The organism is Myxosarcina sp. GI1 (genome assembly GCF_000756305.1).
Taxonomy (GTDB): Bacteria; Cyanobacteriota; Cyanobacteriia; order Cyanobacteriales; family Xenococcaceae; genus Myxosarcina.
In genome coordinates this window covers 97,756-118,377 of record NZ_JRFE01000014.1, presented here as the reverse complement: position 1 = coordinate 118,377, position 20,622 = coordinate 97,756, and the positions used below count along the sequence as shown (strand labels likewise).

General features: G+C 41.0%; 9 protein-coding genes. 4 read left to right on the top strand and 5 right to left on the bottom strand.

The genetic code is table 11. The annotated features are described in order from the left end of the window. Window positions 1-19: 19 nt before the first annotated feature. On the top strand, window positions 20-673 hold the full coding sequence (locus KV40_RS07485) for a response regulator (RefSeq protein ID WP_036479534.1): 654 nt from the start codon (window positions 20-22) through the stop codon (window positions 671-673). 6 nt (window positions 674-679) lie between these two features. Here KV40_RS07485 and KV40_RS31965 read toward each other — a convergent pair whose 3' ends face one another. Together KV40_RS31965 and KV40_RS07475 are read right to left on the bottom strand one after the other, a co-directional pair. Then, a complete protein-coding gene (locus tag KV40_RS31965) occupies window positions 680-3,028 on the bottom strand; it encodes a PAS domain-containing sensor histidine kinase (protein WP_052055452.1) in 2,349 nt (782 codons plus the stop codon). Window positions 3,029-3,764: 736 nt separating this feature from the next. Then, window positions 3,765-5,789 (bottom strand): cation:proton antiporter, encoded by a 2,025-nt coding sequence (locus KV40_RS07475; RefSeq protein WP_036479530.1) that lies wholly within the window; start codon window positions 5,787-5,789, stop codon window positions 3,765-3,767. 333 nt (window positions 5,790-6,122) lie between these two features. Between KV40_RS07475 and KV40_RS07470 the strand changes: the two genes are divergently transcribed. Together KV40_RS07470 and KV40_RS07465 are read left to right on the top strand one after the other, a co-directional pair. Then, window positions 6,123-8,393, top strand: coding sequence for a fused MFS/spermidine synthase (locus tag KV40_RS07470; protein WP_036479527.1), 2,271 nt, complete (start codon window positions 6,123-6,125; stop codon window positions 8,391-8,393). Window positions 8,394-8,535: 142 nt separating this feature from the next. Next, window positions 8,536-9,018 carry a flavin reductase family protein gene (locus KV40_RS07465; RefSeq protein ID WP_036480667.1) on the top strand — a complete coding sequence of 161 codons (483 nt, stop codon included), beginning with the start codon at window positions 8,536-8,538 and terminating at the stop codon, window positions 9,016-9,018. 170 nt (window positions 9,019-9,188) lie between these two features. Here KV40_RS07465 and topA read toward each other — a convergent pair whose 3' ends face one another. Further along, complete coding sequence (topA, locus tag KV40_RS07460) at window positions 9,189-11,837, bottom strand: type I DNA topoisomerase (RefSeq protein WP_036479525.1); 2,649 nt, start codon at window positions 11,835-11,837, stop codon at window positions 9,189-9,191. A gap of 384 nt (window positions 11,838-12,221) precedes the next feature. Between topA and KV40_RS07455 the strand changes: the two genes are divergently transcribed. Further along, window positions 12,222-13,820 (top strand): NAD(P)H-quinone oxidoreductase subunit N, encoded by a 1,599-nt coding sequence (locus tag KV40_RS07455; RefSeq protein ID WP_036479521.1) that lies wholly within the window; start codon window positions 12,222-12,224, stop codon window positions 13,818-13,820. Between the two features lie 148 nt (window positions 13,821-13,968). On the opposite strand, the gene KV40_RS07450 is transcribed toward KV40_RS07455, so the two are convergent. Then, complete coding sequence (locus KV40_RS07450; protein WP_036479518.1) at window positions 13,969-14,715, bottom strand: ABC transporter ATP-binding protein; 747 nt, start codon at window positions 14,713-14,715, stop codon at window positions 13,969-13,971. Window positions 14,716-15,036: 321 nt separating this feature from the next. After that, entirely contained in the window at window positions 15,037-20,214 is a 5,178-nt protein-coding gene (locus KV40_RS31960) for a malectin domain-containing carbohydrate-binding protein (protein WP_052055451.1), read from the bottom strand. Window positions 20,215-20,622: the final 408 nt, after the last annotated feature.

Sequence of the window (20,622 nt, the reverse complement as noted above, 5' to 3'; positions counted from 1 at the left end):
AGGAAAGGAAATTCAATCGATGTCTAAGGCAAAAATTTTAGTGGTTGATGACGATAAAAATATTAGACGTACTGTCACAATGGCTTTAGAGTCTTTAGACTACGGAGTGCATACTGCTTTCGATGGCAAAGATGCTATGTTGCAATTGACGGGGGATAAATACGATCTGATTGTTACCGATTTAAAAATGCCTGGTATGGACGGTATCGAACTGTTAAAAAAAGCGATCGCCGAATATCCTCAGATTAAAATTGTTTTGATTACCGCTCACGGAACGGTAGACAATGCAGTAGAGGCAATGAAGTTGGGAGCGGTAGATTTTTTACAAAAACCATTTACTCCTAAAGAACTAAGAAATGTCGTTCACAACGTTTTGGAGGAGCCTTCAGAACATAGTGAGTCGGAATACAAATCTAGTTTGAAAGCCTCCAAGCAACTAGCCAGACAACGAGACTTTGATGGTGCGATCGCTCAAGTTAAGAAAGCCATTGGATGCGATCCTTCTCGTCCCGAAGCGTTTAATTTTTTAGGACAGCTTCAAGAAACTATGGGAGATTTTACCAGTGCCATTAAAAATTATCGTGTTGCTATTAGCTTAGACCCTAGCGATCGACAAGCTCAAGACAATCTCAATCGCGCTACCAGTAATGTTGGCGATCGACCTAGTTTTTAATTCGATCTATTCTTGTGTTAAGTAGGGTAAGGTAACGGTAAAAGTAGTCCCTTGCCCTAATTGACTCTCCATAGCAATCTTTCCACCATGTAAATCTACGGTTTTTTTGGCAATTGCCAATCCCAAACCAGTGCCAGGAATGGAGCTAGCATTGCTAAATCGATGAAAAGATTCAAATAATCGTTCTCGTTCTTCTACAGGAACACCAACTCCTGTATCTCGAATTTGAAATCTAGCTCGCTCCAAATCGTATTCTACGTCTAAATATACTTTGTCGCTATTGGGTGAAAATTTGATTGCATTAGAAAGTAAATTGTTCAATACATGACGCAGTAGTATTTCATCCATAGCAACGGGATATTCTTGCGATTTTGAATCAAAATTGCTGTCAGAGTGAGTATTGAAACTAAAAACAATTTGATGGGTATCAACAATAAGCTGCATTTCTTCAACATATTCTCGGCAAAATCGATACAGATCGAATTTGGTTGGACTTAACTCTAACCTTCCTGCATCAGCTTTACCTAGTAGCAAGACATCATTTAATAAATCTGTCATGTGCTTTACCGATGATTGAATACGGTGCAGATGATTGAGTTTTCTATCTTCATTCCATTTATAGCTGTAATGTTCGAGCAGTTCTGAAGAAGATAATATTGAGGCTAGCGGCGTGCGAAATTCATGGGAAGTTATGGTTACAAAACGGTTTTTAAGCTCGTTGAGATTTTTTTCAATTTCTAGTGCCTGACGAATATCTCTTTCTACCTGTTTGCGTTCTGTAACGTCACGCACAATCGCCATAACTTCCTGGCAATCGCAGATAGCAATACGGGCTTCATAATCTCTCAGGGTCGCTTTTCTCTCTAATTGATATTCACAGATTTGAACTTCTTTGGTATTTACTGCTGCTGAAATTGCCTTTATCATTACCGCCGAAACTTCTGGGGGCAAAACTTTATCTAGTCTTTTCCCAATAAATTTTTTGTGAACTAGGGGAGCTTTAATTTTTCTGGGAGCTTTAAAATCGACTAGTTTGCCATCGTGTTCTAAAGAAAATATCCAATCGGGTATAGCTTTGAGTAAGGCTTGATTTTTTACCGAAAGTAAGCGTAAGGAATCTTCAATCTTTTGACGTTCGACAATTTCTGCCTCTAATTCGGCAGTGCGTTGTTTGACTCTTGATTCTAGCTCTTCATTGAGCCGCAGAATCTCAGCCTCAGCCTGTTTGCGAACGGTAATATCCTGCATCTGAGCGATAAAATATTTTGGTGTGCCCAAATTGTCTTTGGCTAAAGTAACGTTAAGAGAAATCCAAATTACTCGACCCGATTTGTGGAGGTAACGTTTTTCAAACTGACAATTATCGATTTCATTTGCCAAAAATTTCCGAACAAATTTTAAATGGGTATCTAAATCATCATCATGGGTAATATCTTGAAACAATAGTTGCAGCATTTCGTCTTCACTATAACCAGTAAGCTGGCAGAGAGCGGGATTAACTTTGAGAAATTGACCTTCTTTAGATATTAATGCCTTACCAATTGCTGCGAACTCAAAAGCCAAACGTAACTGCTGCTCCTGTTCTTGCTGTTGGCGAACAGAACTTTGACGCAGGCGATCTACCTTATTCAATTTACGTGCAGCCCATAAAACTACTGCGTCTAAAATAATTATTTCTAATAAAATTCTGAGGGCAATTCTAGTTTCTGGAGTTAGATCGAAGTTGGCAAAAAACGACCAAAATAACCACCCCAATAGTATTGGCACTAACGTTACTAAAGGAAGCAACCATTGCGCCATCGTTCCTCCTGCTTCATCTGCAGTAATAATTCTCATCAAGCCTCGATCGCTACGAGTTCCTAATAAAGCCAAACCTAGTAATATAAAGCAGGTAGCAGTATGAATTGCCATTCCCGTCCCAGAGTTCATGCCGTATAACGCCGAAAGATTGTAAATATGACCGAGTAGGGATGTTAGAGCAAACCCTATAACTATCAATGCCGATAGTTGGGCAGTAAGATAATATTTCCCGATCGACAGCAAAATGGCTCCATTAAACCAAAGAAAACCTAATGCTGTATTGGGAGACATTCGCCCATTAACAACTGCATCTACAGCGTCGGCAGTTTCGGGAAAAGAAAGTATAGTAGTACCTAAATTTACTTGAAAGCCATATTCAATAAAAGTCAAAATAGTAAAGACAATCGATATAGTTGGCAAAAGATACAGGCAACCACCAACTAGTAGATTGAAGTTGTTGTTATCGCTCGGATTTGAGGAGTTATTTTGTTTTAGATGCCATAGTAATAGAGAAATACTGCTTAAAATAAAGCCCAGAGCAGTACTGATTTTCATAGTTACCCGACCTGGAAGCAGACTCTTTAAAATCGGTATGTCGAAAAGCCAACCACAGATAACTAGACAGCCGATACCTATGACTATAGAAGCTAGAAGAAACGACGCGGAGCGCAGGCTGATACGAGAACTTTGAGTCAGCTTTCGATTTTGGGATAAAACGGTGTCATTTATCATATTAAACGAGCATTTTTAAAATTTTTTTAGCTTTATACAGAGCTAGCGATCGCCAGATCTATGTTCGGCTACATTTAAAATTCCCAAAATTCGTCTAAAATTTTGATTCGATCTGAATAATTTTGGGTTGACCTCAAAAACCTCTATTTTTTATTTCTTTATTTATATCTTTGACTTGATTTTGCCAAAATTTTCTTTAATAAATCGCTGCTCCATTTTAAAAGCCTAATATCTTGCCTCTTGTTATCTCCACCATAATTAACCTTATAATTTTAGGGAACTTTAATCGCTAGAATTCAAAAATGCAATTTATATAATTAACAAATAAGCAAAAAAACACTACTGAAATGCTTGAAAAATGATAAGTTAAACTTGTTTTCTACTTAAAAACCAACAGTTTTCTAGCCACGACTATTTTTTGTGCGAGCGATCGCAAATTGACCACTTACAATTGAATAAACTTATCGCTATAGTAAATTTTTATCGGTATTATTTGCTTATTTAGAGATGTACCGTCTATTTTTTCTGGCAAATAGAGGCTTTTAAAAAACTGTGGCAATCAATTGGGAAAATGCAGCACTAAAACGGAGGTATCTTGATGCGAACGGGCAATTATTTCGGGAATCGTGCCTACCGCCGATCTACTCTGTAACTTTTGTTTGGAAGTGTTAACTACCAATAGCAATAAATCGTTGCGGTGTATTCTCTGAGAAACTTCTTTGATTAAATTACCTTGTGTCTGAGCGATTAAAGTATCTGTGGCAAGTCGAGTTATTTCTGTCTCTGATAATTTGCTTTGCTTGTCACTAATTACCAATAAAACCTGAAGACTGGCTTTGAGTTCGGCAGACATCAATTGGGCAATTTCCAGGATTGACTTAAATTCTGTAGAAAAAGCCTGACGTTTGGTTACTGCTAGAAAAACTCTGGCGGTAGTGGCAATAGGTTGGGCAAAACGAGCGATTAAAACGGGTACGGAAGCTTTTATTGCTACATTATCGAGGGTTCCTCCAAAAAAGTTTTCTTTATAAGTAGAATAGCCCTTCCAACCACAGACAATTAGTGAAGCCTGACGTTCTACTGCCGTACGGACAATACCGCGATCGATGCGATCGTCGACTCTACCGATGGTTTCTACCTCGGCATTGGCAGCATGGGCAATAGTTTCAGCAGCAGCTAACAACTGTGACTGCTGAGTTCTGGCTTCTGAAATTGCGGAATTGTTCCCAATTACGTCACGATCGCTTAAGACATGAAGGGGTAAAAGAGTTCCCTGGGCTGCTTTAGACAAAATTAAAGCCAAGTTTAACAAATTGTCTTCGGTGTTGGGGTTGGCAACGGGAATCAAAACTCGTTGAGAAATTGATGATTTTTGCTTGGCTACGGGAATTTTATCTGTACTGGAATTGACTTGTTTGCCCCACTTTTCGGTAATCCAGGGAGAAGCAATACAGGTAAAGAGAATCATCGCGACAATGCCGTTGACTGTGGTGCGATCGATTAATTCTATTTCATAAGCTACTGTAGCCGCAGCCAGAGTAGAAGCTGCTTGAGCGATGGAAAGTCCAAACATTACCATAATGCTGGGAAACTTTAATTTAAACCATTTGCCCGTTCCCCAGGCAGCGATAAACTTAGCAATTACTTCGGCAACAATCATTACTGCTGCAATTAGCAACGATTTGGGTTCGCTAATTAAAATTTTAGGATCGATTAACATTCCTACCGAAATCAAGAAAAACGGCACGAATAAAGTGTTGCCGATAAATTGAATCCGATTCATTAACGGACTTAGTTGGGGGATCAAAGGAGTTAGAGCAATCCCTGCTAAAAATGCACCGATAATGGGTTCGATTTCGATTAAGTTGGCAATGTAGGAAACGACAAACAAACTAGCTAGTACAAAAATAAATTCTGCACTTTCGTCGTGTCCGAAACGATGAAAAAACCAGCGTCCAATTTTGGGTACGCCCCATAAGGTGGCAAAGGTATAAATAGTTAGTGCGGGAATGAGAAACAGCCAAAAACCAAGAGTTAATTCTCCAGAATGAGCTTTGACTACAACTGCCAGTACCAATAAAGCTAAAACATTGGTAATTAAAGTTCCTCCTAAAGTCATATTGACCGCAGGAGTACGCATAATACCCAATTTATTGAGAACGGGTAAAGCTAGTAAAGTATGGGAAGCAAAACAGGAAGCTACCAAAATAGCTGCCAGAAAACCATAACCTACCATCATCATCGCGAGTGTCCCGATAACCATCGGTACGATAAATGTTGCTATGCCAAAAATAGCTGCCCGATCGCCATTCTCTTTGAAGTCGTCTAAGCTAGTTTCCAATCCTGCCATAAACATCAGAAACAGCAAGCCCACCGTACCCAAAAGAATAATATTGCTACTGCGTTCTAAAAGACCAATGCCTTCGGGACCGACAATTACCCCTGCGATAATCAAACCCACAATTCCAGGAAGCTGTATTCGCTCGAACAATAAAGGCGCGATCAGCATAATCACTAAAATCGAGAGAAAAACCGCTACGGGGTCGTTGAGCGGCTTTAAAGACAAAATGGCATAGATTGGCATGGCAGTTTTTTAAAATTATTTCATTTATTAATAATCGTCTAAAAACCGACAATTGTATTCGCTCGTTTATTAAAAATCAGAATTTAACAGTAATAGCAAGTAACACTCAATTGATTAGAAGCGACACGTTTATGTGTTTAGTTGTCTAAAAAATTCTTGCAATCATACCAATTCTGATTTTGAAAACCTATTAAAATATAAGTCTCAATTGGCAGATCTATGTGTTTTGTCTGTAGAAAGCGGGCTAGATCGCCAGTAGCTCTATCAAAACTTTATGGCAAACTGCCGTTCAGTAGAACGCTCGGTAATTGTCTATGTATCTATTAGCTTTTAATGATTTCTAAACTTACGGCGATCGCTCCTAGGCGCGACTCAAAAATACTATCAGTTTTATTTTTTCTATTTTTTATCTCTGGCTTTAATGCCCTACTGTATCAAGTTGCGTGGCAGCGAATGTTAGGCTTATTTTCTGGTTCTGACGTACGTTCGGCAACAATTATCGTGACTTCCTATTTGTTGGGGTTGGGGGTAGGTAATACTTTGGGTGGGATAATTGGCGACTCTTTGACCAATCGTCAACGGGTAAGAATTTATGGCTGTTGTAATTTGGGAATTGCTGCTTTTGCGGTTTTTAGCCGTTGGTTATTTTACGATTTGTTGTTTATTAAGTTTAATTATCTAGCAGACTCTTTACCCATAACTTTAGCAATCGTTTTTTTCAGCCTATTAATTCCCACAACTCTAATGGGAATTTCTCTGCCTTTACTCTCTAGGGCAGTTAGCCACAGTACTAATAAAGTGGCTTCCCGTATTGGCTGGCTATATGGAGTTAATACTTTGGGTTCGGGGTTGGGTACTCTAATTTCTGGCTGGTATATTGTCGGCACACTAGGCTATGCAGGAACGGTCTATTTGGGAGCAACTTCTAGTGCTGTAGTAGGAATATCGGCATTAATTTTATGTTTTTGGTTTAAAGATCGAAGGCAAAAAACCACCAAGCTAGCAAACTCTGAGATACAGCCTCAAACTCGTTCGGCAAAACAATGGTATTTATTAGTTTTTCTTTCGGGTTTTGCAGCTATTAGCCTGGAAATTATTTGGTTTCGGGTGCTGGATATTGCCTTGCAGTCTAATGCTTATACTTACGCTCACCTCTTAGCTTTTGTCTTAGTTAGTAATGCCGTAGGCAGTATGTTGGGCGCGAGGGCGGTTAAACACATTCGTCAGCCAAAAAAGGTATTTTTATTGATTCAAGGAATGGTTGCGGCATATAGCGCGATCGCCATCTGGGGTATTAGTATCTATTGGCAGCAGCATCCAGGGTTGCGCTCGGACATTGGTTTTATCGATCCCAATCATCTCGACGGGGCAGTATGGTTTAAATATCTAGTCGTGCCTACAGTAATGATGGTTATACCTAATTTGCTCTTGGGCTTCTATTTTCCCATCGTACAAAAAGCCGTACAAACAGAGCGCGATCGCATCGGCAGACGAGTAGGTTTTTTGATGCTGTTCAATATTTTGGGCAATACGACGGGAGGTTTATCAACGGGTTTATTGTTGCTAGACAAGTTAGGAACTGCTGGTTCTTTAAGACTTTTAGCCGTATTAGGCTTGGGCTTTATTATCGCTATGCGTCCTAAGTGGCTGCGGTTTAAATTTACTACAGTTTTGGCACTAGTTCTAATAGTTACAATTATCTTTTTTCCCAATAACAATCGTCTTTGGGCTGCTTTGCAGGGAGTCAAACCTGATGCTTACTTTATTCATGCCGAAGATTCTACTAGCGTAGCGGCGATCGCCGAAACCCAACCAAATAAAAAAGCCGTACTGTTCGCTAGTGGGCAAATACAGGCAAATTTTCCCTATTTACACCTGCATGGCTTACTCGGTAGCGTACCCGCTTTGTTACATCCTCAGCCAACCGAAATCATGATAATCGGTTTGGGTTCTGGTGGTACGCCTCATACCATCGGTGTCAATCCCGATACTGAATATATCCGCATTGTAGAGCTTTTAGGTGCAGAACTCCCCGTACTCAAAGAATATTCTCACACTCCTGTTGGCAAACCCCTCAGCTATTTGTTTGCCGATCCGCGTTATGAAATTATTATCGGTGATGGACGCAGAGAGTTAATCCACGCCGAGCGCAAATTCGATATTATTGAAGCTGATGCTATCCAGCCCTGGCGATCGCGTGCGGGAATGCTTTATTCGGCTGAGTTTTTCCAAGAAGTGCGATCGCGCCTCAAACCAGGGGGATTTTTTGTCGAGTGGGATGTAGGAGCGGGTACACTTCAAACTATGCGTAGCGTTTTTCCCCATGTTACTAGAGTTGGCATGGGTGGCAATCTTTGGATTTTAATTGGCAGCGAACATCCCGTAGAGTTTAATAAAGATCGACTACTAGCTAAATTCGATCGCCCCAAAGTCATAGATTTTTTAACTAAGGCAGGATTCGATCTAGCCGCCATGCGCCGCGATATTAAAAATGCTAGCGTCCGTATGTTTTCTCATGCCAAAGACGGCAAACCCCAACCGCGCAATACCGATTTATTTCCCAGAGGAGAATATTATCTCAATCGATCTCGGACTAAAAATTAAATATATAGCTTCCGTCACAGCGAAGTTATCTTTCTAAACAGCCAAAACACTTTATAACTAAAGTAGAGTTTGCCGTAAGGCTGAAGCTTGATAAACTAATCGTCGAAACACAAACATAATCATATTATTGGGAGTAATAATTTTGCTAGACGAAAAAGCAAAAAAAACCATGTTACGCAAGATTCCTCACGGTCTTTATATCTGTGGTGTCAAAGATGGGGAAGAAATGAATGGGTTTACCGTAAGCTGGTTGATGCAGTCTTCATTTAAACCACCTTTAGTAGTTAATTGCGTCAAAAAAGGTACTGGTTCTCACGAGATGGTTAAAAATACTGGAGTGTTTGCTATCAGCTTTCTCGATGAAGGACAAAAAGATTTAGCTGCTTCCTTTTTTAAACCCAAATCTCGCGTGGGTAATAAATTTGAAGATGTAGAATTTTACCAGGGTGAAGCTACAGGCTGTCCGATTATTAAAGATTCACTAGGCTACATTGAATGTAATGTCGTGGGTACGGTAGAAGAAGGCGATCATACTGTTTATGTAGGAGAAGTAGTCGCTTCTGGCATACACCGCGAAGGTAAGCAGCTTTTACTCGAAACCACTGGTTGGGAATACGGCGGATAATACAATAAGTGGCGAGCATGAAGCAAAGAGTAGAAGAGAATTATAACTAAACTTATTTTCTCTTCACTCCTGCGATTATATGTTTTTCACTAGCTTTAACAAACGCCCGTCATTTTGAGCAAGCTGGATTTGTAAGGCTATGGAAATAGCAAAGATTAAAAACAATACATTTACGATGATGATTTTTTAGTCTTGGTAGTCTTTTTCTTAGCTGTAGTTTTTTTAGTAGTAGTTTTCTTTTTGGTGGTTTTGCGAGTATTTTTGGTAGCTGCTTTTTCTGCTAGTAGTTTTAAAGCCTTTTCTAGAGTAATACCTTCTACGGTTTCATCTTTAGGCAGACCAGCGTTGATCTTGCCGTGTTTGACATAGTTACCGTAAGGTCCTTTATAGACATTTACTGGCTCTTTGTCTTCTGGATGCTCTCCCAACTCTCTGAGAGGTTTTTTCGTGCCGCCACGACGCGATCGCTTGGGTTGAGATAATAATTCCATAGCGCGATCGTAACTAACCGTTAAAACATCATCTTCGCCTTTTAACGAACGATAGTCTCTTTTGATTTTTTTCTCTTCGGGGTCTTTAAATTCGTGAACTACATAAGGACCAAAACGTCCGATCGCCGCTTTGATTTTACCGCCCGTACCTGGATGTTCTCCTAACAGTCGGGGCAAAGATAACAAGCCCACTGCCATATCTAAAGTGACATCTTCTTTTTTGACGTTTTTAGGTATGGAAATTTGTTTGGGTTTGGGGCGATCGTCGGTTTTGTCTCCTAACTGGACGTAATCGCCATAGGGACCTGTCTTTAAATAGATTGGTTCGTCAGTTTCGGGGTGCAGTCCTACTTTTTCTGGTCCTGCCATTTTTTGGCGGACGAGAGTTTCTACCTGTTCGGGGTTAAGATCGGCTGGAGTAAGGTCTACAGGAATTGAAACCTTTAGTTCTTCTTCGCCGTTAGTAATTTCGATATAGGGACCATAACGACCGATGCGAACTTGGGCATCTAGATTGTCTAGTTTGATAGTTTTTGCCGTAGCGGGATCGATGGCTTCGGTTTTAAGATCGATTTGATTCCGCAAGCCTTCATCTCCCTGATAGAATTTTTGCAGATAGGGTAGCCACTCCGCACCGCCTCTAGCAATTTCGTCTAAAGTTTCTTCCATTTTGGAAGTAAAATCAGTATCTACCAGATCGGGGAAGTGTTCTTCTAATAGGCTGGTAACGGCAAAGGCGGTAAAAGTGGGGATCAATGCCTTACCGCGCATCTGTACGTAGCCGCGATCGCTAATGGTTCCCATAACGCTGGCGTACGTACTGGGTCTACCGATACCTTCTTTTTCTAGAGTTTTGACCAAAGATGCCTCGGTGTATCTGGCTGGCGGTTGGGTTTCGTGTCCGATCGCTTCTATGTCTTTACAGTCGGGTTTATCGCCAACTTTTAAAGGAGGTAAAGGTGATTCGCGGTTTTCCAAAGCTGCATCGGGATCGTCAGAACCTTCGACGTATGCCCTGAAAAATCCAGGAAAATCGATTAGCTGTCCGTTAGCGCGAAAGACGGCATTTTCGACATCGATATCGACGGCAATTTGAGTCAATCTGGCATCTGCCATCTGACAGGCGACGGTACGCTTCCAAATTAGATCGTAGAGTTTAAATTCGCGATCGCCCAAACCAGTTTCTCGGGGAGTGCGAAACGTATTGCCCGCAGGACGAATTGCTTCGTGTGCTTCCTGCGCCCCTTTGCTTTTAGTGCTGTACTGACGAGCTTTGGGACTTAAATATTCTTTGCCATACATATTTTCGACACAGCTACGGGCAGCGGCGATCGCCTGTTTGGACAGGTGAACCGAATCGGTTCGCATATAGGTGATATAGCCTTGTTCGTAGAGCTTTTGAGCTATTCGCATCGTTTCTCTAGCCGAAATTCCCAGTTTGCGGTTAGATTCCTGTTGCAGAGTCGAAGTAGTAAAAGGAGAAGAGGGGCGGCGTTTGGTAGCCTTTTCTTCTCGGTTGCTTACCGTCCAAGACTTGGAAATCAGACTATCTTTGAGCTTGTTTGCCTCGGCTTCATCTAACAGCACCACATCTTTACCTTCGGCAATTTTTCCCGTATCGGGGTCGAAATCGCTACCCGTAGCCAGTTTTTTGCCGTCTAGGGTAATTAATTTAGCTTCAAAGGGGTCTTTATCCTGTTCCAAAAGAGCCTTTAAATCCCAATATCCTCCAGACTGGAAAGCACGGCGTTCTCTTTCTCTCTCTACTAACAAACGTACCGCTACCGACTGAACTCTCCCTGCCGACAGTCCCTTAGAAATCTTTTTCCACAGCAGTGGGGAAACAGTATAACCTACCAGACGGTCTAAAATTCGGCGAGTTTCTTGAGCGTGGACCAAATTTTCATCCACATCGCGACAGTCTTTTAGTGCCTGTTGAATGGCTTCGCGAGTAATTTCATGAAATACCATACGCTTGACGGGGATCTTAGGCTTTAGTATTTCTAGTAGATGCCAGCTAATGCTTTCGCCTTCGCGGTCTTCATCCGTAGCCAGTATCAATTCGTCTGCAGCTTTTAGGGCAGCTTTAAGTTCGCTGACGACTTTCTTTTTCGACTTAGGTACGACATAAATCGGTTGAAACTTATCTTCAACGTTTACTCCCAAATTTTTCCATTCTTTATCTTTATAGGCAGGAGGAATTTCATCTGCCGAGGGAGGCAAATCGCGCACGTGACCCATCGAGGCTTGTACCTGATAGTCGGAAGGTAAATAATTACGTATAGTACGAGCTTTAGTAGGTGATTCGACAATAACAAGAGTTGACATAGAAAATCGAGCTAACGCAGTAAAATAACAGAGGTCGATCTTTTATAGAGGTTTATTTTCAGATATATAGATATATAGACTTATCTAGTCTCCAATATATAGTCTCCAGACCGAAATTGGTTTTTAGTCGTAGTTACACCGTTATTTACGGCGGTGTCAATGAAAGTCGCATTCTGCATTCCAAACCTAAAGTTTTAAAATATGAGTTCTTTTACCTAAGTTTAATTTCAACATAACCAAAATCGATCTAAAGTTTCTATTCTTTTTTTACTGACAAGCAGATATTATTCCCTAGAGAATCAAGCAGCTTGCAGGTTACAATCCTTTGTAAAGCTTTTCGATCGTAATTATTCGACCCTATTTACTTTCCTCTATTCCAACAATATGGATTTTTCTAGTAATATTGCTTCACAGCTTAACGCAGGAACCATCTTACCCGAAGGTATTATCATTGCCACCTTAATGGTGATTTTAATCGGAGATTTAATTGCAGGACGTAGTTCCTATCGCTGGTTGCCCTATGTGGCGATCGCAGGATTGCTGGCTTCAGTCGTGGCATTAGTTTTCCAATGGGACACTCCCGAACCTATTGCTTTTTTAGGTTCTTTTAGTAGCGATAACTTTAGTATTGTCTTTCGCGGTATCGTCGCTCTATCGGCTGCGGTGACTATCCCGATGTCAATTCGCTATATTCAGCAGTCAGGAACATCTCTAGCCGAATTTATTGGCATTTTGCTCTCAGCAACCATTGGCGGGATGTTTCTTTCGGGGGCAAACGAACTAACGATGGTGTTTATCTCCCTAGAGATGTTGAGTATTTCCTCTTACCTGATGACGGGATACATGAAACGCGACCCTCGTTCTAACGAAGCCGCGTTAAAGTATCTGTTAATTGGGGCTTCTAGTTCGGCAATTTTTCTCTATGGAATTTCGTTGCTGTATGGTTTGTCTGGAGGCGAAACCAATCTCGATGCGATCGCCTCAGCAATTACCGATATCAGTTCTGGACGTTCCTTGGGATTGGCAATTTCTCTAGTCTTTATTATTGCTGGTATCGCCTTCAAAATTTCTGCCGTTCCTTTCCACCAGTGGACACCAGATGTCTATGAAGGTTCTCCCACACCCGTAGTAGCGTTTCTCTCTGTTGGTTCAAAAGCGGCGGGTTTTGCCCTGGCAATTCGCTTGTTAGTTACCGCTTATGGCGCAGTTACCGAACAGTGGCACTTTATTTTTACCGCCCTGGCACTTCTCAGTTTGATTTTAGGTAATGTTGTAGCCTTGGCTCAAACTAGTATTAAGCGGATGCTGGCTTATTCTTCCATTGCTCAAGCTGGTTTTATTATGATTGGTTTGATTGCGGGTACCGATACTGGCTATTCAGCAATGATATTCTATTTGCTGGTCTATCTGTTTATGAATCTGGGGGCATTTACCTGCATCATTCTCTTTTCACTTCGTACTGGTACCGACCAAATTAGCGAATATGCAGGACTATATCAAAAAGATCCCTTACTAACCCTGTGTTTGAGTATCTGTCTACTTTCTTTAGGCGGAATTCCACCATTAGCTGGCTTTTTCGGTAAGATTTATCTTTTCTGGGCTGGCTGGCAAGCAGGTTTGTATACCCTAGTATTATTAGGCTTGATCGCTAGTGTAGTGTCAATTTACTACTACATTCGCGTTGTCAAAATGATGGTTGTCAAAGAACCTCATGAAATGTCTGAGTCGGTAAAAAACTATCCGCCGATTCGTTGGAATATTCCTGGAATGCGTCCTTTGCAGGTAGGTATAGTTCTGGCAACAGTAGTTACTTCTCTAGCAGGAATTTTATCCAATCCCCTATTTACTCTTGCTAGCGACTCAGTTACGAGTACTCCAATTCTCCAGTCAGCGATTGTCCAACAGGCACCACAAAATAAACTCGCGGTATCTACGATTGAGATTGAAAAATCGAGTAAAGATCTAGCAGAACGCGATCGCTAAAATTTACAGCTAGGCAATTTATATATACGGGGGGCGTTTTTAGCAACGTCCCTATTTTTTTATCTTGTTAAAGATATACAGATATACAGCATTGCTAAAACCATCTAAATCTTTTATATGTCTAAATCTCTTATCTGTTGCCTTTACTCTAGGAAGCAACCGCTACTTCTAGCATTTCCTCTGGACTAAGACGATTGTGAGTTACCCGTCCATCTTTAAACCAAATAATTCTTTTGGTCAAACGTGCTACATCGGGTTCGTGAGTCACCATAACTACAGTAATACCGCTGTCGTGAAGTTCGCCAAAAATATTTAATACTTCTTTGGTAGTCTGAGAATCTAAAGCACCAGTCGGTTCGTCGGCTAATAATAACAAAGGACGATTGACGATCGCACGAGCGATCGCCACACGCTGTTGCTGTCCTCCTGAAAGCTGATTGGGTTTATTATGAAGTCGATTGCCTAAACCAACTTTAGTTAGAGCTTCTACAGCGCGATCGCGTCTTTCTCGACTAGATACCCCTGCATATACCATCGGTAACATCACATTTTCCAACGCGCTAACTTGAGGCAGTAAGTGAAACTGTTGAAAGACAAAACCGATTTTACGGTTGCGAATCGTGGCTAGTTCTTCGTCAGAAAGTTTTGCGACGGCTACGTTATCTAAATAGTAATTGCCTTTAGTAGGGCGATCTAAGCAACCGATAATATTCATTACCGTAGATTTACCAGAACCAGAAGCACCCATAATCGAGCAATACTCACCCTTTAAGATAGTCAGATCTACCTTATCTAAAGCATGAACGGCAGTATTACCGCTACCATAGATTTTTTCGATTGCTTTGAGACGGATAAGTTTCGATTGATGTTTATTAGAATTATTTGAAGTATTCATAATGCACAAGCGATCGATCGATTTAAAATAATCGTTAAATAAATAGTTTTAGTTCTATTGTGGCATTGCTGGTTAAGAAAAATTCTCTTAGACTTAATTCTTCTAAGCTCATTTAAGGTACAGCAATTTGCCGAAAAAAAGAGTTGAGTAAACTGCGATCGCAACTGACCCAACCCTTCTTTATAATTACTAGACTGCGGACGATTTAAAACCAGACTTTTGACAAGGAATATAAGCTAAATCGATTAAAACTTGTATCTATTTGAAAAAAGCTTCAATTTTATACGATAGCAATACATCTAGCAAAGCTATAGAAGACTATTAGATAGAAGAATATATTTCAATTCCAGCGAAATTAACAGGACGATACGAGTCAATTTCGGATGCGAAGTCTAAGTCAAGAGAGCCATCAGTAACGGTAATATTAGGTAAAGTAACAGATACGGCAGTTATAGGAGCAGCATTAGTTCCCATATCCGCCCAAATATCGTAGTTATCCATTGCCAATTCTTGTTCGGCGTAGACATCAAAAACCCGACGACCAACCGCAGCATCACTTTGTGGCTCCATCATATGAATTACAACATCGTAATTACCGTTTTCCATAGCAATGTCGTAAGAGATATTTCTACCATAACGTTTGCCATAGAAAATTTCATCGTTGTCAGTGCCAGCAATTTCCTGCGTCCTATAATGATCTAACCCCCCCTGGAAGCCATAATCAGCTTGCCAAACATTGCCATTGATGTCAGTAAATCCACGTCCGCCAACGTCAATCCGAAGTGGAGAATTTTCTGATGTATCTGGATTAATTGTGACCGTTACATCAGTAGTTGCTACATCACCGTTGGTGTCAATAATACTGTAAGAAAAGAGATCGGTACCACTAAAGTCGGTAGCGGGAGTGTAAACAAGAAGATCGTCAGTAGCATCGGTTGTACCTCGATCGTCGATCGAGATAGTGCCGCCATTTATGCTAGTAGGATCGGCACTCAATGACATCAAGCCATCACCGAAACTAGTATCATTCGCCAGAACATCAATAGCATTATTAGTACTGTTTTCATCGACGGTAATGGTGTCGGCTACGACAACAGGAGTTAAATTATCAGAGGGATTGTGTCCTAGTGAAAAGACATATGCCGAGCCACTATTACTACCAATACCATCATCTTCAAAAGCTCCAACGACTACGTTATTGCCATCAGTAGTAGCAGAATAGCCGAACTTATCACCATCTGCTCCATCAGCAGCTTTGAGTTTGGCTGTCTGAGTCCAATTACCATTGGCTTGACGAGTAAAAATGTATGCCGAGCCGTTATTGCTAGCACCATCTTTATCCTGCCAAGCACCGATAATTAAAGTATCATCTTTGATAGAGACAGAATAGCCAAATTCATCACCACTTTCTCCATCATCGGCAGTCAATTTTGCAGTTTGAGTCCAATTACCATTGGCTTGACGAGTAAAGATGTATGCCGAGCCGCTATTACTACCCTTATCATCATCATATCGAGAACCGACAACTGCGGTATCACCATCAATAGAAACAGACATCCCAAATAAATCGTTGCTTTCTGCATCAGCAGCTTTGAGTTTGGCTGTCTGAGTCCAACTGCCGTTAGCTTGCTGGGTAAAGATATATGCTGCGCCGCTGTTACTACCGTTGTCGTCATCGCCACGAGCACCAACAATTGCTGTATTGCCATTAATAGCAATCGAACGACGACCAAGTTCATCACCACTTTCTCCATCATCAGCAGTTAGTTTAGCAGACTGAGTCCAGCTACCATTTGCTTGTTGGGTAAAGATGTATGCTGCACCGCTATTACTACCCTTATCGTCATCACCAAAAGCACCGATGACTACATTATTGCCGCTAATAGAAACAGAGCCAAATTCATCGCCCCTTGCACCATCAGCAGCAGTTAGTTTGGCAGACTGAGTCCAATTGCCATTGGCTTGACGAGTAAAGATGTATGCCGAGCCGCTATTGCTACCGTTATCGTCATCATATCTAGCACCAATAACCATAGTATCGTTATCAATACTGATACTGCGACCAAACTGGTCATTATTTGCTGCATCAGAAGCTGTCAGTTTAGCCGTTTCTATCCAGTTACCATCTGTATCTTTAGTAAAGATATATGCCGAACCGCTATTGGTAACATTGTCATCATCTAATAGAGCACCAATAACCATAGTCTCGCCATCAATTGCCACAGCCATACCAAACATATCGTTTGCTGCTGCATCAGAAGCTGTCAGTTTAGCAATTTGTTCGCCAACGGTGGGAAGATTTGTAGGAGTATCATCTGGAGTGACTGGAGAAATTTCGATACCTGAAAGGGTAACGGGTAGACCAGCAACATTAGAAAAGTCGAGGTCGAGTATTCCATCAACTACTTTAATATTGCTCAAAGTAGTAGTAATAGCTGTCAGAGGAGCAGCTTCAGCACCAAGCGCGACCATTATGTCATAGTTGTCGAGCATCAAGTTATTTTCTGCATAGACATCAAATACGCGACTACCAATCTGAGCATCACTTCTAGGCTCCATAAAGTGTAGAGCTACGTCATAAGTACCGTTAGACAGTTCGATATCATATGAAAAATTGTTACCAGCTCGCTTGCCATAGTGAATTTTATCGTTGTCAGTGTTGGCAATTTCTTGAGCTTTGTAATAAGCTGTGCCTCCAGAGAATCCATAATCTGCAGCCCAAACCTTTCCGTTAAGATCGGTAAATTCTCCACCACCAACGGCAATTCGATAAATTCCATCAGTAGAAGTAGCTGGAGCGAATAAAGAAATACCTTCGGGATTGAGTAAAAACTCAGGTATATAAACATTAGGATAGTCAGCAGAATTGAAGACTCCCAAATTAATACCATCCATTATTTCCCAGCGGGGATCTAACTCGGCAACAAATTGTACGATATGTTTTTCAGCAGTGTAGCGATCGGAGAATAGCTCGGCTAAAATAACGCCAATAGATCCGTTTGCCATCTGATGGTAACCAAAGGTTTCAAGGCGATGTTGTACCGCATCCTCATGCCAAACTAAGGAGTTGTTAAGATAATCGATAGGAATAGTGCCAATGCTATCTGTTTTAGTACCTTTAAGTAACAAAACATGACCTTCTTGCAAAGTAGGACGGACAGGATCGTCAGGAGCCGTACCATAAGTAATGTTTTTATTGTCGAGGTCTATTTTGAGCGAGCGATCGTCTAGCTCGATCTCAAAACGTCCAATCTCTAAGTCGGCACTAGTGAGAATTAAATCGTAATTGCGATCGAAGGTACTACCCATAAACTGACTCTGTGAAGCTTGGGCAGCAGTGAATCCAGAATCGATCAAAACATGAGCATAACCATTGGGTAGAGGATTGGGTTCGCCATTAGCAAGAGCCTCTTTGATAACAGTGTAAGGGTCGTCAAATCCTTGCTGACTGAGAGTGCCACTAGACCACTTTTTACGTAGATCGTACTGTTGGTCAAAACCGATAATTTCTAGATTAGCTAGCACCGTGTCAACTTGTACTTGTCGCCAAAGAACTCCATCGGCAGCATTAGCTTTAGGGTTGGTAGAAGCAATAAAGGTAGAGTTTTTAATGGTATAGCCTGGATAATATTGAGCACCCGTACCAACATCTCCGACTTCCCAGGCAGTAAAATTATTAATTACCGAACGTTCGTCATTAGTTCTCCCTCCGCCAATACCGATCATTTCTAAGCCACGAGTATCGGCAATAGACTCATTCCCTACAAAAACATTTAGTCCTGGCGCAAAAGGATGGATGCCGTCGGGACTATGAACGGATAATGGCTCTACCAAAACATTAGGATCGACGTTAATTTGATCTGGAGCACGAAACATGTAAAAGTAACCGTCTAATCCAGAGTTAGCTGAAACATTATCAACAACATTAATTAGCTTGCCCTGAAACCAAAATCCATCGCCAAAGTGACCCATATCGTGGTTTTTCCAAGATCCGCGTTTTTCGAGAATCGTAGTTAGATCGGTGCTGTTGTTCTCAAAGAGATATTTATCGCCTGAAGGAGTAAAAATACGGTCGTTGTAATCGGCACCATAAGTGTTGATGGCGATATTACGAGCCCAGGTACCTGTCTCATTACCTGTTTCAGCCATAAAACCTGTACCCAACACGCCGTAGGTAATATTGTCATAAAAATCAGCACTGCTATCGTGGCTGACAAAGCCCCAACCAGGACCTCCAGTAATTACCGAACCTTGTATTAAAGCGGTACTATCGGTTGCCGTGGCTCCAGCACGATGTAAATGAACGGCATAGCGACCACGTATATTAGTAATCTGATTGACAGGGGTTGTTACCCACTCGCCGTTTTCAGTTTTCCGCTCGGCATCTAGACCATCGAAGCCTTGGCGTTGAAAATCGTCGAGAACGTCATTTTTATTAGTGCGCCCTAAATCGTCAAAGGCAGCATATCTTACCTGCACGTCTTCATTGTGCATGAACATTACATGACCGAGGGTAGTGGCAACATCACCTACATCATCAGCTTCAAGCACGCCTTCAATTGAGATATCGGTAGAACTATGAACTTTGATATTGCGGGTTAAATTAGTTACATAGGCATCGAGTCCCTCGCGAGGGGTGTCATGGTTAAAATCTAAAGCGCGATCGAAAGTAATTTTATTACCATCAATTTGAGTAATTGTGCGAATTTCATCCTGGCTACCGAGAGATTCGCCTGTATTAGCTTCGCGTTCTACATAGTGTGTACCAACTATGACAATTCGATCGCCGACTTGCCAACCACTGGGAACATCTCCCAGTTCGATGCTGATATCTCCAGTCATAGCAACTTCGGATGCAGTAGTTTTGGCAAGTTTCTCCCGACCATTTATACGGACAGCACCATGAGTAACAATACCGAGAGATAATTGTTTGGGATCCCAGTTATATCTGCCAAGAACCCCAGCACCATCCTCAACTGTTTCATAGTCTCTGGTGCGACGAGTGCCAGCACCAGTATCGGTGACAGTAGCACCATCACTGTAATGTTGCATAGCTGCCATATTCCAACCTAATGCTCCCATTGCTTTATGAGCTTCAATATCAAAGGGGCGGATTTCGATATCGACGGTACCATCAGTAGTAGCGTCAGCATCAATTTCAAAATGACTTTTAGTAGTTGTATATAATGTATCGACAACAATTTTGGTATCTGTACCATTTTCTGCTGTGAAAGTTAAATTGCCATCTACTCGTAGGGCAAAAATTGGGGCATCGGAGTAGCCCTCATAAGTGACGCTAATATTTTCTGGGATATGGACAATTGCACCTGCTGTGGGAACTACACCATCTTTCCAAGTATTAGGATCGAACCAGCTGCCGCTAGCAATAGCGGTGTGAGTTGCAGTCTCGGTAGGAACTAAATCTAAAAGGGCTTGATGTTCGTTGGCTTTGCTTGTATCGTTGGGATGAGCCATTTGCCCAGCTTGCATATTTTCCATAATAATCCTCTGTAATTAGCAATAAATAATGATTTAAATAATGGTTTTATTAGTTGAAAACGCTTAATTTGATTAAATAACTAGATTTTTTTTGTATAGCGTTTTTACTTATCTATTGCTGATTATCAAAGAAACAAAGGTCTAAAATGTAAATATGCAATAAAGTTTAGGTATTTTTGTTTAAAGATTATGTCGTTATTTTGGTAATCCGATAAAGTACCGATAATTATTTAAAGCAACGATTAAAAATTTACGTATTTATCTTTGTATTTATCAAATTTATATTAAGTGGGCTATTGAAAGTTTTGTATTTTAATCCTCAAAAACACTGAAGTCTTCTAAAAGAAAAAAATACCGTACAAAGATCGAGTTCAATATTTATAGCAACTAGTTATAAGCAGACTAGTT

Excerpts from the sequence above, each read along its gene's own strand:
- KV40_RS07455 (WP_036479521.1), top strand. The coding sequence starts at position 12,222 with ATGGATTTTTCTAGTAATATTGCTTCACAGCTTAACGCAGGAACCATC.
- KV40_RS31960 (WP_052055451.1), bottom strand. The coding sequence starts at position 20,214 with ATGGAAAATATGCAAGCTGGGCAAATGGCTCATCCCAACGATACAAGC.
- topA (WP_036479525.1), bottom strand. The coding sequence starts at position 11,837 with ATGTCAACTCTTGTTATTGTCGAATCACCTACTAAAGCTCGTACTATA.
- KV40_RS31965 (WP_052055452.1), bottom strand. The coding sequence starts at position 3,028 with ATGAAAATCAGTACTGCTCTGGGCTTTATTTTAAGCAGTATTTCTCTA.
- KV40_RS07485 (WP_036479534.1), top strand. The coding sequence starts at position 20 with ATGTCTAAGGCAAAAATTTTAGTGGTTGATGACGATAAAAATATTAGA.
- KV40_RS07470 (WP_036479527.1), top strand. The coding sequence starts at position 6,123 with ATGATTTCTAAACTTACGGCGATCGCTCCTAGGCGCGACTCAAAAATA.
- KV40_RS07450 (WP_036479518.1), bottom strand. The coding sequence starts at position 14,715 with ATGAATACTTCAAATAATTCTAATAAACATCAATCGAAACTTATCCGT.
- KV40_RS07475 (WP_036479530.1), bottom strand. The coding sequence starts at position 5,789 with ATGCCAATCTATGCCATTTTGTCTTTAAAGCCGCTCAACGACCCCGTA.